Origin of the sequence: Rickettsia massiliae MTU5 (assembly GCF_000016625.1) — a bacterium.
Lineage (GTDB): Bacteria > Pseudomonadota > Alphaproteobacteria > Rickettsiales > Rickettsiaceae > Rickettsia > Rickettsia rickettsii.
Genome location: NC_009900.1, coordinates 918432 through 931968 on the forward strand (window position 1 = coordinate 918432; position 13537 = coordinate 931968).

A 13537-nucleotide genomic window follows, 5' to 3' on the forward strand; every position below is an offset into this window, starting at 1 on the left:
GGTGTTTATTCAAATAAAAATATATACACATTGCAGCAAACAGTAGCTATAGCTCCAAGACATTTACATATACCACAACTTGTATCCTGATTTTCAAAGTCGATAATATTATTAATATTATTCTCATAAGATATATTATTATCTTTTTGTATATTCTGATTATTATTAATATTTGACTCTTTGAACAATAAATTTGCAACAGTTAGTATTAACTCACCCTGTGATGCAGTTAGATTAGTATTATTTAAGGAACTAGCTTGTGCGTACTCTTGTACTTCTAAACTATTACAGTTTGACATAGTTATATTTTGACTTTAGGATTAATATTTAGGTTCTGTGAAGGAAAATTAAATTATTTATATTTTCAGATATTTTTTAGCGAAAATTAATAAGATTTTTGCAGTAATAGTTGTTGTTCCTATTTCAAAAAAATCTTATGATTTACAGCAAAAAATAGCAAAAATAGATTAATTTAATTTTCCTTCACAGAACCTAATCTGCAGCTATTTATTACTGCAATTTTTGGCATTTCCTCGAAACGGTTGATATCGTCATGAGCTAAGCGACTGCAAAGAGCGTGGCAATGACGTAAACTTTTCAAATTATCAACTTTTTCTAGGCAATGCCTAATTTTTTAATTAATAGCCCACAAATTATAATGAAATAAGAAACAACTTTTATGGAAGATATAATAAGCTCTTGGAACGAAAAGTTTGAAATTTGTGTTTATAGTAAAAAATTACTTGATAAACTCGAATATTTAAATACTAAAGTAGAAAATCCTATAGATATCTTCGAAATCAAAAAAGGTATCTACTATGCACGTAACACGGTTCTCAAATGCGTCAATCAGGCGATCCTTATTATTCGCACCCGATTGAGGTAACAATTATGCTTGCTGAATTTGTAGCTGAAGAAGCACCTAAGCTTTATAACATTATTATGCTGCAAGCCGCTTTACTTCATGATACTATTGAAGACACTGAATTAACTGAAGAAGCAATTACCGAAATTTTTGGACTGGACGTAGCAAAACACGTAGAAGGTCTAACGAGAATTAAATCTTACGGGAAGAAAACTTATTAATTAAAGAGAAAAGATACAATACGGCATTAATAAAATTATTTGACCGAATTCATAATGTGCAAACTTTGAGAATTCAATCACCTGAGAAAGCTAGAAAAATTGTTGAAGAGACTTTAATAAATTTTCTTTTGGTCGCTGCTAATATAAATTATAAACTAGAACGAGAATTTGCTGAGTTATGCCTAAAAGTTTTTAATATTGAACTTGAAAGACAAAAAGCTTTTTCTAATAATAACTCTCTGCTTCCTCCTCTCACTTTATAAAATAGATTTACTCCAAATGTATAACCAATTAGAATTGGAATAATCAAGAATAATAATCCCCAGTGATTAAAATAATCTATCAAGTAAATTGTTCCAAAAGAAGAAACTGCAAACATTAAAGCTCGTGATAAAGCAAATATAAAACTGCCGCATGTAAAACGTTTTAATACTGGAAATCTTGCATAAAACACTGCACCTGCCGGAAAAGTAGTAGGGGCAAATACTACAATAAATAATTGGGAATAAAAGTAATTCTATAATATTATTTAGTAAGATAGGAGACATAATGGCTACAATAGAAAATATTATTAATCTTACTTTAAGGACTTTTAAAGGATGTATTTTACAAACCAAATAAGTAACAATTATTGTACTTATTAATTCTGTACCACAAACAATAAAATTTTGATGAATTACTTGAACAGCACTGTAATTAAATGAGTTTTTAGCATATTACCGCAATAAATATAACCATAACGGGGCTCCACAATGTATAAAAAAGAAAGCTATTGCTGTTGGTTTATTAATTTTTTCACTCCAAATAGGGCTTGATTTTAGCCGATTACTATCTATCCCCGTTTGTGCTACAGTTTTCTTTATTCGTCTTTTTGCATCAATGAAATCTGGAGTCTCCCTAAGATTTGTCCTTACAATAGCACCAACTATAGCAATAGCTGCTCCAAACCAAAATGCAATACGCCAATCAAGTCCAAAAGAAGTAACAAGTGTTCCTACCGCCAATGCTACGGTTGCACCTAAAGTTATAAAAACAACAAGCGAAGCCACCACCCAATAACGTTGAGGAATGTTTCATTTCGGTTAGATAAAGCTCGGCACCTACTACCTCCCCTATAGAGGACATCCCCTGAGCGATACGACACGCAGTTACTACCAAAGTCGCCGTAATACCAATTGCGGCATAAGTTTTTATAATGAGCCATTATAAGACAACAAAGCGACATTAAAAAAGTTGTAATAATGACCGTTACCTTACGACCTATAGTATCTCCTATCCAACCGAATATTAAAGCACCGATAGGTCTAAATACATATGTTGCACAATATGCAATGGCAGAATATAGAGAAGCCACTCGTGCATCGGCTTCAGGAAAAAATAGCTCGTTAAGTAGTACCGCCATGTGTACATAGAGCATGAGATCAAAATATTCAAGAAACGTACCTATCGATAGTATAGCCCTATTGCTTCTTTTTGCTTACGGGCTAAACTTTTTTGTTCTTTTGCGTAACTTCACATACTTTTTTACAGATTAGTTAAAATTAATAAAGAACTATACTGTTTTATATAAAAATAAAAGTCAATTTAACAAAATTAGATTTTATAGCATTGCTAACTCAAGACAGGTGTCGTAATGAGCTGAGCGACTGAAGGGAGCGTATCAACTAAAAAAATAATAATAAAAAATTCTAGTTTACAGAGTTTTTAACTAGATTGCTTAGTCAATATACTTTGTAATTTCCTTGCAATGGCGTTAATTTATTAAATAATCTATCTTTATTTAGCAATGCCAATAAATTTCTAATTTAATACTTGCAATTTATCTTATAATTACTTATATTCAGGTTCGCTTAGATTAAAAAGCACTAAAGCGTTTTATATGTAATTAATTTTGATCCCCTTAAACTTTTTACATTAAAACGCCGTTATTTTATTTAAGCGGGTGTAGCTCAGGGGTAGAGCGCTACCTTGCCAAGGTCGAAGTCGAGGGTTCAAATCCCTTCACCCGCTCCAGTGATTTGTTCCGTTTTATGTCATTCCCACGTAGGCGGGAATGACATAGAGCATGTTTTTCGAGCTAAGCAACAACGCCCTTTTGCAAATGACATCAGTAAGTTTATCATAAATTCAATCTTCCAAACCATATTTTTTCTTAATATCTTCTAATGAAATTACTTCTTCTCCTTTTTCTATACGAGACAAAGCAATTAATAAATCTGCTTTTTCTTCTATATAACTTTCTATTGCTTTACGTATAATATATCCTTTTGGTCTATCGATTTCCTTAGCAACATTAGAAAGTATAATATCTAGTTCATTAGAAATTCTAGTAGTTATAACTGTCATAAAAATAGCCATTTATCGGTTTTGTGATAACTTATATTAGTATAAAATACATTTAATATTATTATTTTACCCTTGCATTAAAGCTATTAGGTAGCTATTTTTATTTTATTAGACTTAGTGCATAACCTATCTTATAAAGAGCAATTTTAAGGACACACAGCACGCAGCACCGCAGCGTACAAAAAGGTACGTGAGATGCGAGTACCGGATTGATGTATACCACAGATACTTCAAAAGTTGGAAGCCAAATAAGTGGTGAGCCTGCAGAGCGTAGAAAACTACGTGAGCAAAGGCGAAGCCCAAAATTTGACGTACCAAATCTTGAAGTATCAAAGGTATACAAATTACTTTTAGAAAGAGGTTATACAGGAAGGCTATTGCAACAATTAGGAAATTACATATGTCAGCAAATACGCAAGATAATCAGGCAAATAATAACGACACTATAGAAATACAGGAAACTGAGGTAGTGCCTGTAGAAACAAATTCTTTACAATCAGGGTTAACAAGCTTAATACCGATGGTTTTAATTTTTGCTGTATTTTACTTCTTATTATTACGTCCACAAGAAACACGACGCAAAGAAAGAGAGAAATTAGTAAGTGAAGTTAAAAAAGGCGAAGAAGTTCTAACAAATAGCGGCATTTACGGTATTGTGACTAAAGTAAGTGAAAATGACAATAATATTGAAATCGAAATAGCTAAAGACGTACGTATTAAAGCTTTAAAAAGTGCTATTATCGATATAACTAGTCGTACAAAAGAAGTAGCAGTAAAAAAAGAAAACAACAAAAAAGATAAGAAGGTAAGCGGTGCAAAATCTTCCTAAGTGGAAAATTGTTCTTTCAATTATATGTACGGTTTTTGCGGTTATTTGTGCCTTACCTAATTTCATGCAAGTAAACTCTAAGTTTCTGCCTCATGATTCAGTAAATCTAGGACTTGACCTTAGAGGAGGAGCCCATTTATTACTCGATGTTGATTTTGACACCTACTTAAATGATTCAATGGAAAATCTTGCCGACACTTTACGCAAAAATTTTCGTGAGGATAAAATCGGCTATAAAAATCTTTTAGTTAGACAAAATAGCATTCAATTAGAAGTAAGATCGCCTGAGAAATTAAAGCCGTTAAAGAAAATAATTAATAAAATCGATCCAGAAATTATCGCTGAAGTAAACGCAAATAAAATAAAGCTTAGCTACAGCGAATCTAGATTAAATGACTTACTTAATAAGGTAGTAGACCAATCTATTGAGATCGTTCGCATGAGAGTTGATAGTACCGGCACTAAAGAGCCGACCCTACAGAAACAAGGCGATAAGCATATATTACTGCAAGTTCCCGGTGAAGAAAATCCCTCTTACCTGAAGAATATATTAGGGAAAACTGCAAAGCTAACTTTTCATTTAGTTGATGAAAATGCCAATATCGAAGAAGCGGTAAAAGGACATGTTCCAGTAGGTTCAATGCTAGTTAAAGGAGATAGCGAAAGTCATGGGGAGTATTATGTCGTTATAAAGAAAAAAGTTGTTTTGGGTGGGGATCAGCTTACAACCGCTTCAGCTTCTTTTGACCAAAATTCGCAAGCGGTAGTTGCTTTTTCTTTCAACAATTTAGGTAGTAAAATATTTGGTGAAATAACCAAAAATAATACCGGTAAACGCCTTGCTATAGTTTTAGACAATAAATTACTAAGTGCTCCAACGATAAACGGAGCGATTATGGGCGGAAGCGGTATAATAACAGGAAATTTTACCATTGAGTCGGCAAATGAGCTTGCACTATTATTGCGAGCCGGTTCGCTTCCTGCCCCACTTAAAATTATTGAAGAGAGAAGTATAGGTCCAAATTTGGGTGCTGATTCTATAGAGTCGGGCAAAAAGGCAGGACTTATAGGATTTATAGCAGTGTGTATATTTATGGTTTGGTCTTACGGTGTGCTTGGTTTATTTGCCAATATAGCCTTAAGCCTTGCATTGTTATATATTTTAGCTTTACTTTCACTTTTCCAAGCTACTTTAACTCTGCCGGGAATTGCAGGAATAATACTCACTATGGGTATGGCTGTTGATGCTAATGTATTGATTTACGAAAGAATTAAAGAGGAACTGCATAAAGGAATTTCTAATCTTTATGCTATTAGAACCGGTTTTGAATCTGCGTTTGCCACTATCCTTGATGCTAACCTAACTACTTTAATCGTTGCTTTTTTACTTTATATATTTGGAGTAGGTGCAATAAAAGGTTTTGCCGTTGCATTAACGATCGGGATTATATCTTCAATGTTTTCGGCGATTATCATTACTAAATTGTTAATAGATATTTGGGTAAAATATTTTAAACCTAAAAAATTAGGGCTTGTGTAAAAGAGTAGACTTTGTGGTCTTTTTATGTCATGCCTGCGAAAGCAGGAATCCAGTAACCTTTAATGTCATCCCGCAACTTGATTGCGGGATCTCAGGACACGGCCTGTGATACAAGATACCGTAGTCAAGCCACGGTATGACATTTTCACTTTTCTCTGGATTCCTGCTTTCGCAGGCATGACATAAGAGCCATACAGCAGGACCAGCTAGGATGACAACGCAAAAATGGATAATATCTTAATGACAATACAGTCAAATGTTATAAAAATAATTATCGTAATTAGCTTATTAATAGGAGTAGGAGCATTATATTTGTTGTTATCTTTAAGAACGCCTGAAAAACCGCTTGCCGGTCAAGTTAATATCTATGAAGATAACGTAAAAATCGGCGGTGATTTTGAACTAATAGACCAAAATGGAGAGATATTTAATAGTGATAAGTTGAAAGGCAACTTAAGCCTCATTTACTTTGGATTTACTAGTTGTCCTGATATATGCCCAACCTCTCTAAATAAAATGACGGAGATTGTAGAAATTTTAAATAAACATAAAATAGATATTCTACCTGTTTTTATCACTATTGACCCAACACGTGATACTCCTGTAGCACTTAAAGAATATCTAAAACATTTTCATCCGAAATTTATAGGTCTTACCGGTAACGAACAGCAAATAAAAGATGTAACTGATAAATTCAAGGTTTTCTATGCTCGTGTGCATGGTGATGATGACGACCCGAACTATATGCTTGATCATTCATCTTTTACATATTTAATCGATGCAAACGGAAAATATCTGAAACATTTCTATTTAGATTCTTCACCTAAGGAAATTATGGAATTTTTAAGAAATGAATAATTATATATCGGTAGCGTATTTATTTACCTTTTTAACCTTAGCGATATTGTTAATTGTAAGTTTTTTAAATTACAATTCATTGAAAAATAAACAGAACTTTAATGCAAAAGAGAGTAAGAAATAGATTAATAACAATAATTATTTGTTTCTGCTCAGCATGTTTAGGACTTAGTATAATACTTTACAATGTAGAGAAAAATATAGTATTTTTTTTGCCGCCGTCAAAAATTAATGAAATAGAACAAGGCAAAGAGTTAAGAGTCGGTGGGCTTGTTAAAACAGACTCAATAAATAAAATTGCTGATGATAAGATAAGTTTTGTTATTACCGATAATATTAAGGATTTAGAGATATTATATCAAGGAGCCCTTCCGGCTCTATTTCGTAAAGGACAAGGAATTATTGCCATCGGGCAATTATCGAACGGAAAATTTATAGCAAGACAATTACTTGCAAAGCATGATGAGAATTACAGACCTCCGAAATAACAACGTCATTGCGAGGAGCGAAGCGACGTGGCAATCTAGTAAAATAGGCCTGAGATTGCTTAGTCGAATTACGTTGTAATTCTCCTCGCAATGATGCAAAATAACTAAACCAACCAAATAAATAAAAACATGTTTATAGATAAAATCAAAGCAAAAGCAAATAATTACGAAATAAACGTAATTATCGAAATTCCGATGAATAGCGGTCCAATCAAATACGAATTTGACAAAGAATCAGGAGCAGTTTTTGTTGATCGCTTTATGCAAACTACCATGAGCTATCCATGCAATTACGGTTTTATTCCTCATACTCTTTCAAATGACGGTGATCCGGTAGACGTACTTGTCGTAGCTCATCATCCGGTGGTACCTGGATCGGTTATAAAATGCCGAGCAGTCGGCGTATTGATGATGGAAGACGAATCAGGACTTGATGAGAAAATAATCGCAGTACCGACTTCTAAGCTCGATATTACTTTCGATCATATTAAAGAGCTAGATGATTTATGTGACATGCTCAAGAAACGTATCGTGCATTTCTTTGAGCATTATAAAGATTTAGAAAAAGGTAAATGGGTTAAAGTGACTGGATGGGAAAATAAATCAAAAGCAGACGCTTTAATCAATGAAGGAATAGATAGGGTCAGCTAGGGATAAGAATTCATGACGTTGCTTGCATGGTGCTTGATATCATTCCCGCGGAGGCGGGAATCCAGAAAAAGTAGCCTTAATCCCGATCTCAACAATTACACATTAATTAACAAAATAAACCTATAAAAACAAGTTTTTATAGGTTTTACTGGATTCCCGCCTCCGCGGGAATGACCTCAGAAAAATAAGATAAAAAACAAACAGTGACCGACTTCTTGCATAACGTAGTTAATAAAGAGGAATTTGAAGGAAACACGGAACGCAGCACCGCAGCGTACACTTTAGTACGTGAGGATGCGAGTACCGGATTGACGCACAAATTACCTTTAGAAGCAAGTTATGCAAGAAGTCGATTGTTTCGTTCAGGAGTCGTAGTAGCTTTTTTCACATTAATTTCTCGCATATTTGGCTTAGTGCGTGAACAGTTTATCGCATCATTATTCGGCTCTACGCCTATGGGTGATAGCATTAATGTTGCTTTTAAACTACCGAATCTATTTAGAAGAATTTTTGCAGAAGGAGCATTATCAAGCGTATTCATTCCTATTTATAATGAAAAAATGCTTATTTCTAAGAAAGCCGCTAATAATTTTTCAGGTGAGGTTTTTACCCTTTTACTTCTGACATTAATAGTAATAATAGCATTAATGCAAATCTTCATGCCACAATTAATGCTGTTTATTGCTCCTGGATTTCACGGTAAAAAAGAAAAGTTTGAGCTTACGGTATTTTTATGCCGAATTACAATACCTTATTTAATATTTGTTTCATTAACGGCTCTACTTGGCGGAATATTAAATTCTGTAAAAAAATTCGCTGCATTTGCTTTTTCACCGGTTATTTTAAGTATATGCGTAATAATTTTTACTTTAACATTTGATCATTACATAGAATCTACTATCTCAATTAGCTTATCTTTAATAATGGCCGGAATATTACAAGTTTCTTTTATGTTTGTCTGTGTGAAAAGAGCGGCTTTAAACTTTCCGATAATTTTTAACCCAAGCGATCCCGATGTAAAAAAGCTTTTGATTAATATGGGACCGGCAACCATTAGCTCCGGCGTACAGCAATTAAACCTTTTCATATCCCAATCTATTGCTAGCTTTATTGAAGGTGCTATTTCTATATTATCTTATGCCGATCGGATATATCAATTTCCTCTATCAATAATAGGTACTAGCTTCTCTACTATATTGCTACCTGAGCTGTCAAAAATCTATAAATCAAATGATATAGTAGCTGCAAAAAAAATACAGAATAATGCTATTAGAATGGGATTATTATTATCGTTGCCTGCTACATTCGGGATTATAATTCTATCTCATCCGATTATTAATATAATTTATGAAAGAGGAGTATTCACGAGCCAAGATACTACAAATACAGCTGAGGCTATTTCTGCGTTTGCACTTGGGCTTCCTGCTTTTATTTTGGCAAAAATTTTAACTCCTATTTTTTATGCTAATGGAGATACTAAAGCACCGCTCAAAATAACCTTATTTTCAATAATAATTAATACCGGCATGAACCTATTATTAATGGATTCTTTGAAACATATCGGTATTGCAGTCGGTACATCTATTGCAGCTTGGTATAATCTAGGTTTATTATATAGCTATACTACAAAACAAAATAAGCTTCATATAGAAGCCGGTATAAAACTTTTCTGCGGTAAAATTTTGTTATGCTGTACATTAATGTCTATTATAATTGCTTTAATAAAGCATTATTATTTAGAATATTTTTATTCGGAATATTTACTGATTAAAGTCTGTATGCTAGGTAGTACAATTGCAGTTGGAATGGGAGCATTTTTCGGCACGGCATATTTATTAAAAGCGGTTAATTATGATAATAACAAGAAATAAGCACCAATCAAATTATCAGGATTGGCTAAAAGCTTTAGCTATTATAGCCATGATCATTGATCATGTAGGTTTATATCTATATCCTGAATTAACGATTATGCGGATCATAGGGCGTACAGCTATGCCAGTATTTTGCTTTTTTGCCGGTTATAATTTTCATGATAAACCAAAAACCCATATAATAATATTCGGTGTTTTATTACAAATATATACCACTGTACTATTTAAACAGTTGCTTACTACAAATATTCTAATCTCTCTCTATTTAGGGCAATGGTATATTTATTATTTTCGTAATTCTTTAACTCGCTTTTTCTATAGCGGTTATTGTCATGCAATTATAATGGTACTATTGTGGTATATTAGCTGGGCTTTGATTGATTACGGGACTTTTGTAATTGCTACAATGATACTTGGATTTATTTCAAAACATGAGCAGGCAAACTTAAAACTTTGCTGTTTTATAGCAATTTTTGCTTCTTTCGTGCATTCAACTCTTTTTACTCTTATGATTTCCTTTAATGAGTTTAATTTTTCAAATACTGACTTAATTTTAAACCTCACTTTCTTAACAATTACCTATATATTAATGATCCTAAGCGATTATTCACAAAAAATAGCTATAAATCTAAAATGGATAAGTCGCAATGTTTTATATATTTACTGCATACAAAGTATGATCTTACAATTCATATTCATCTATAAATACACATATGGTTTTAAAAATTGGTAAATAAACATTAATAATTAGTGACAGCGTAATTTAGTTAATATTAATATATTTAAATAAATTGATAATTAAATATATGAATATAATAGATAGTTTAATTTTGTATAATAAACAATATAAAGAGCAATTTAAAAAAAACAAACTATTTAAAATCAAGTTAGATAGTACGCTACGAAAAAATAAATTTCTTAAACATTTTCGGATTTGGTCAGACGAATTTCAAAAAATGGTATTAGCAAGAGTAGTGTTTTCTGAAACAAAAGAATTTCAACAACTTGCATGGGAGCATCTTACCAATGAATTTGGACATAATATAGAATTATTCCAAAATCTAGAAAATAATGAAGAAACTACAGATTCTATTTTTGAGGCCTTAGGTTCTTGGTTTACGCTCAAAATGATGACTCTTGGAGATAGTGAAAGAGCCGTCCTTGTCCATTTAGTAATAGAGTCTTGTGCTACTATATTTTATGCAAAACTAGGATCAATATTTTTTAATCATAAAGCAGCAAAACATTTCAAAATACATATGCATCTTGATCCTGAACATGAACAAATGGGAATAGATTTATTAAAACAAATAAACATTAATGATTCTTCTTTACTCACTATTCAAAAAAAAGGCTGGGATATGATTGACGCTCTGTTTACTAGACTTGCTGAAATCACACAGGATTAGCTTTAACTAATAGTATTCTAGATTTTCATTTTACAAAAAAGCTTGCTTGCACGGTGCGGCTTTTCGTCATTGCGAGCGACTGAAAGGAGCACGGCAATCTCAGGACTTTGGCACGAGATTGCTTCGTCGAATTACTACGTAATGCTTCTCGCAATGACGGTAAAAATCGAACCACGCAACAACACCAATGCCAAGCGGAAATAGCATATTCAAACTAAACCAACTCGCTTATTTGAGATTTGGCGAAGAGCTTTATCTGAAAGTTAACAAAATTTACATTACCTTTTGAGCCTATTTCCGCAAATTTATGCGCTTTAAGAAGTAGGTCATAATCGTCCACTAAATCGGCGAAGAAAAATTCGATTTCGCCGCTTTGTTTTACTCCTAAAATCTCACCGCTACCTCGAAGTTTTAAATCCTGCTCAGCTATATAAAATCCATCATTAGTTCGTTTCATTATCTCAAACCTACCTCGTGCAACTTTTCTAAGCCTTTTAGGATTGTATAACAATATACAATATGACTGCAAACTACTCCGCCCTACTCTACCTCTAAGCTGATGAAGCTGAGCGAGACCAAATTGCTCAGCATTTTCAATAATTATCAAAGTGGCTGCAGGTATGTCTATTCCGACTTCAATAACGGTTGTTGCAACTAATATCTTAATTTCACCTTCCTTAAATTGCTTCATTATTTGGTCTTTCTGCTCGTTCTTCATCTTACCGTGAATAATACCGGTATAACCTTGATAGATATTGTCGATAGAGTTAAAACGATTCATCACATCCATCAATAAACTATCCTCTTCCGGCGTTTCTTTCTCTCCCTGCTCTATCAATGGACAAATCCAATATACCCGCTCACCTGCAATAAGCTTCTTATTTATCGCTGCTATAATATGCTCTATCTTATTAACGGACATGGTATTTGTAGCGATAGGTAAACGACTTTTCGGCTTACCCATTAGCTTTGAGATAGTCATATCACCAAACATAGTAAGTGCAAGACTTCGAGGAATCGGCGTTGCAGTCATAACTAACACATCGGGATTTACTCCTTTATTTATTAAATTCAAACGCTGTTGCACCCCAAATCTATGCTGCTCATCAATAACTATATAACCTAGTTTCTTAAAACTTACTTTTTCTTGAAATAAAGCATGAGTGCCGACTAATATATCAATCTCATCGTTGTCAAGTTGTATCATAATATTTTTACGAGCTGCCCCCAGTATCTTACCTGTAAGTAATCCGACTCTTATATTAGTATTTTTTAAAGCTTTAACAAAAAACTCATAATGCTGATTGGCAAGCAAATCAGTTGGAGCCATAAGCGTTGCTTGAAATCCAGTGACTACCACATTTACCATCGTCAGCAGAGCTACCAAAGTTTTACCGGAGCCAACATCGCCTTGCAACAATCTCATCATCTCTATTTTATCGCTTTGATCACACTCTATTTCTTCTATGACTTGCTTTTGATAAGAAGTTAACTCAAATCCTAGCTCATTTAATATATTTGCTTGAATAGATACAGCTTTAGGATAAATATTACCTTGTCTTCTACTTATTTGCGTACGTACATTTAAAAGAGATATTTGATTAGCGATAAGCTCCTTAGCTGCTAGTTGTTTTTTGGCGTTAGTATATAAATCGTCATTGCGAAGCCCCTTTAGGGGCTGCGGCAATCTAGAATTTATTAATTTTACATTACTGGATTGCTTCGTCGGCATACATGCCTCCTCGCAATGACGGAAAACATGCAACATTTGCAAATTTTGCAATATAATATCTAAATACTCTTTTACTTCTTTATCTTCTATACTCTTACATTTCTCTTCAAATATCTCTATTGCTTTTATGATATATGAATATAACTGCTTGTTACTAAGTAAATATGTCAGGGAATAAATCGGCTCTATTTCTTTTGCGAGTTTAGGATTTACAATAAATTCAGGATGTGAAATTTGTAAGTAATGATCAAAAAATTGTACCTTGCCGCTGATAATATGAGAAGTACCAACTTGCAGCTTATTAAAAATAAACGGTGGGGGTTTATGAAAAAACACTAATAACAAAGAACCAGTATCATTGCTAGCTGTAATTTTTAAAGGCTGACTACTTTTCTTTGGTAAATTAATGCTCTCAACTACAATTTCTGTTTGGATTATGTCACCGTCTCTAACTTCAGTTAAATTAGGCGATAATATTTTATTTTGATATGAAACAGGTAGATAAAATAATAAATCACGAATATTGTTAATACCAAGCCTTTTAAGAGCAGATACGGTATCTTCACGTATATTGATGAACGTTTTTACAGAAGAGAATAAGAATTTGTCTAAAATAGTTAGCATATATAGTCATAATTATCTTACAAATATAAAATATACTTTATAATAAAAGAAGAAGAATAAAATATACAAATTATGACTAATATGTCATTCCTGCAAAAGCGGG

14 protein-coding genes, 1 tRNA gene and 2 pseudogenes are annotated in these 13537 nt (G+C 32.9%); 11 read left to right on the top strand and 6 right to left on the bottom strand.

Annotation, left to right across the window (positions count from 1 at the left end; translation table 11 throughout):
- Window positions 1-5: 5 nt before the first annotated feature.
- The gene (locus RMA_RS04980; protein WP_041404784.1) at window positions 6-299 is read right to left on the bottom strand and encodes a hypothetical protein; all 294 of its coding nucleotides are present in this window, start codon (window positions 297-299) and stop codon (window positions 6-8) included.
- A 380-nt stretch (window positions 300-679) separates the two neighbouring features.
- Here RMA_RS04980 and RMA_RS09450 point away from each other — a divergent pair.
- Window positions 680-1313: pseudogene (locus RMA_RS09450) on the top strand (HD domain-containing protein); the annotation flags it as partial.
- Here the strand turns inward: RMA_RS09450 and RMA_RS12060 are convergent.
- The 3 genes and pseudogenes from RMA_RS12060 to RMA_RS09940 all read right to left on the bottom strand — a co-directional run bounded on the left by RMA_RS12060 (window position 1312) and on the right by RMA_RS09940 (window position 2503).
- A pseudogene (locus RMA_RS12060) lies at window positions 1312-1646 on the bottom strand (proline/betaine transporter). The pseudogenes RMA_RS09450 and RMA_RS12060 sit on opposite strands and share 2 nt — an antisense overlap.
- 156 nt (window positions 1647-1802) lie before the next feature.
- Window positions 1803-2090, bottom strand: a complete 288-nt coding sequence (locus RMA_RS04995) for a hypothetical protein (protein WP_041405026.1) — start codon at window positions 2088-2090, stop codon at window positions 1803-1805.
- 20 nt (window positions 2091-2110) lie between these two features.
- On the bottom strand, window positions 2111-2503 hold the full coding sequence (locus RMA_RS09940; protein ID WP_337998651.1) for an MFS transporter: 393 nt from the start codon (window positions 2501-2503) through the stop codon (window positions 2111-2113).
- A 521-nt stretch (window positions 2504-3024) separates the two neighbouring features.
- Between RMA_RS09940 and RMA_RS05005 the strand changes: the two genes are divergently transcribed.
- Window positions 3025-3099: transfer RNA gene (locus tag RMA_RS05005), tRNA-Gly, on the top strand.
- 114 nt (window positions 3100-3213) lie between these two features.
- Here the strand turns inward: RMA_RS05005 and RMA_RS05010 are convergent.
- Window positions 3214-3444, bottom strand: a complete 231-nt coding sequence (locus RMA_RS05010) for a DUF6290 family protein (protein ID WP_011271280.1) — start codon at window positions 3442-3444, stop codon at window positions 3214-3216.
- 197 nt (window positions 3445-3641) lie between these two features.
- Between RMA_RS05010 and RMA_RS08635 the strand changes: the two genes are divergently transcribed.
- The 9 genes from RMA_RS08635 to RMA_RS05050 all read left to right on the top strand — a co-directional run bounded on the left by RMA_RS08635 (window position 3642) and on the right by RMA_RS05050 (window position 11078).
- A complete protein-coding gene (locus tag RMA_RS08635; RefSeq protein WP_081427896.1) occupies window positions 3642-3881 on the top strand; it encodes a palindromic element RPE5 domain-containing protein in 240 nt (79 codons plus the stop codon).
- The gene (gene yajC, locus RMA_RS05015) at window positions 3833-4261 is read left to right on the top strand and encodes a preprotein translocase subunit YajC (RefSeq protein WP_014392334.1); all 429 of its coding nucleotides are present in this window, start codon (window positions 3833-3835) and stop codon (window positions 4259-4261) included. The genes RMA_RS08635 and yajC overlap by 49 nt, the downstream gene beginning before the upstream one ends.
- The gene (gene secD / locus RMA_RS05020; protein ID WP_012152973.1) at window positions 4245-5801 is read left to right on the top strand and encodes a protein translocase subunit SecD; all 1557 of its coding nucleotides are present in this window, start codon (window positions 4245-4247) and stop codon (window positions 5799-5801) included. The genes yajC and secD overlap by 17 nt, the downstream gene beginning before the upstream one ends.
- A gap of 240 nt (window positions 5802-6041) precedes the next feature.
- Window positions 6042-6659, top strand: coding sequence for an SCO family protein (locus tag RMA_RS05025; RefSeq protein WP_014365621.1), 618 nt, complete (start codon window positions 6042-6044; stop codon window positions 6657-6659).
- Between the two features lie 101 nt (window positions 6660-6760).
- Window positions 6761-7147 carry a cytochrome c maturation protein CcmE gene (ccmE, locus tag RMA_RS05030; protein ID WP_041404787.1) on the top strand — a complete coding sequence of 129 codons (387 nt, stop codon included), beginning with the start codon at window positions 6761-6763 and terminating at the stop codon, window positions 7145-7147.
- Window positions 7148-7276: 129 nt separating this feature from the next.
- Complete coding sequence (gene ppa / locus RMA_RS05035) at window positions 7277-7798, top strand: inorganic diphosphatase (protein ID WP_014120980.1); 522 nt, start codon at window positions 7277-7279, stop codon at window positions 7796-7798.
- 353 nt (window positions 7799-8151) lie between these two features.
- Window positions 8152-9669 carry a murein biosynthesis integral membrane protein MurJ gene (gene murJ / locus RMA_RS05040; protein WP_410526298.1) on the top strand — a complete coding sequence of 506 codons (1518 nt, stop codon included), beginning with the start codon at window positions 8152-8154 and terminating at the stop codon, window positions 9667-9669.
- Window positions 9650-10402 carry a TraX family protein gene (locus RMA_RS05045; RefSeq protein ID WP_041404788.1) on the top strand — a complete coding sequence of 251 codons (753 nt, stop codon included), beginning with the start codon at window positions 9650-9652 and terminating at the stop codon, window positions 10400-10402. Before murJ ends, RMA_RS05045 begins: the two co-directional genes overlap by 20 nt.
- 73 nt (window positions 10403-10475) lie before the next feature.
- A complete protein-coding gene (locus RMA_RS05050; RefSeq protein ID WP_041405027.1) occupies window positions 10476-11078 on the top strand; it encodes a hypothetical protein in 603 nt (200 codons plus the stop codon).
- 214 nt (window positions 11079-11292) lie between these two features.
- On the opposite strand, the gene RMA_RS05055 is transcribed toward RMA_RS05050, so the two are convergent.
- A complete protein-coding gene (locus tag RMA_RS05055; RefSeq protein ID WP_012152981.1) occupies window positions 11293-13434 on the bottom strand; it encodes an ATP-dependent DNA helicase RecG in 2142 nt (713 codons plus the stop codon).
- Between the last annotated feature and the right edge of the window lie 103 nt (window positions 13435-13537).

Excerpts from the sequence above, each read along its gene's own strand:
- RMA_RS05010 (WP_011271280.1), bottom strand. The coding sequence starts at position 3,444 with ATGGCTATTTTTATGACAGTTATAACTACTAGAATTTCTAATGAACTA.
- RMA_RS05050 (WP_041405027.1), top strand. The coding sequence starts at position 10,476 with ATGAATATAATAGATAGTTTAATTTTGTATAATAAACAATATAAAGAG.
- RMA_RS09940 (WP_337998651.1), bottom strand. The coding sequence starts at position 2,503 with ATGCTCTATGTACACATGGCGGTACTACTTAACGAGCTATTTTTTCCT.
- ccmE (WP_041404787.1), top strand. The coding sequence starts at position 6,761 with ATGCAAAAGAGAGTAAGAAATAGATTAATAACAATAATTATTTGTTTC.
- yajC (WP_014392334.1), top strand. The coding sequence starts at position 3,833 with ATGTCAGCAAATACGCAAGATAATCAGGCAAATAATAACGACACTATA.
- RMA_RS05045 (WP_041404788.1), top strand. The coding sequence starts at position 9,650 with ATGATAATAACAAGAAATAAGCACCAATCAAATTATCAGGATTGGCTA.
- RMA_RS05025 (WP_014365621.1), top strand. The coding sequence starts at position 6,042 with ATGACAATACAGTCAAATGTTATAAAAATAATTATCGTAATTAGCTTA.
- RMA_RS05055 (WP_012152981.1), bottom strand. The coding sequence starts at position 13,434 with ATGCTAACTATTTTAGACAAATTCTTATTCTCTTCTGTAAAAACGTTC.
- ppa (WP_014120980.1), top strand. The coding sequence starts at position 7,277 with ATGTTTATAGATAAAATCAAAGCAAAAGCAAATAATTACGAAATAAAC.
- RMA_RS04980 (WP_041404784.1), bottom strand. The coding sequence starts at position 299 with ATGTCAAACTGTAATAGTTTAGAAGTACAAGAGTACGCACAAGCTAGT.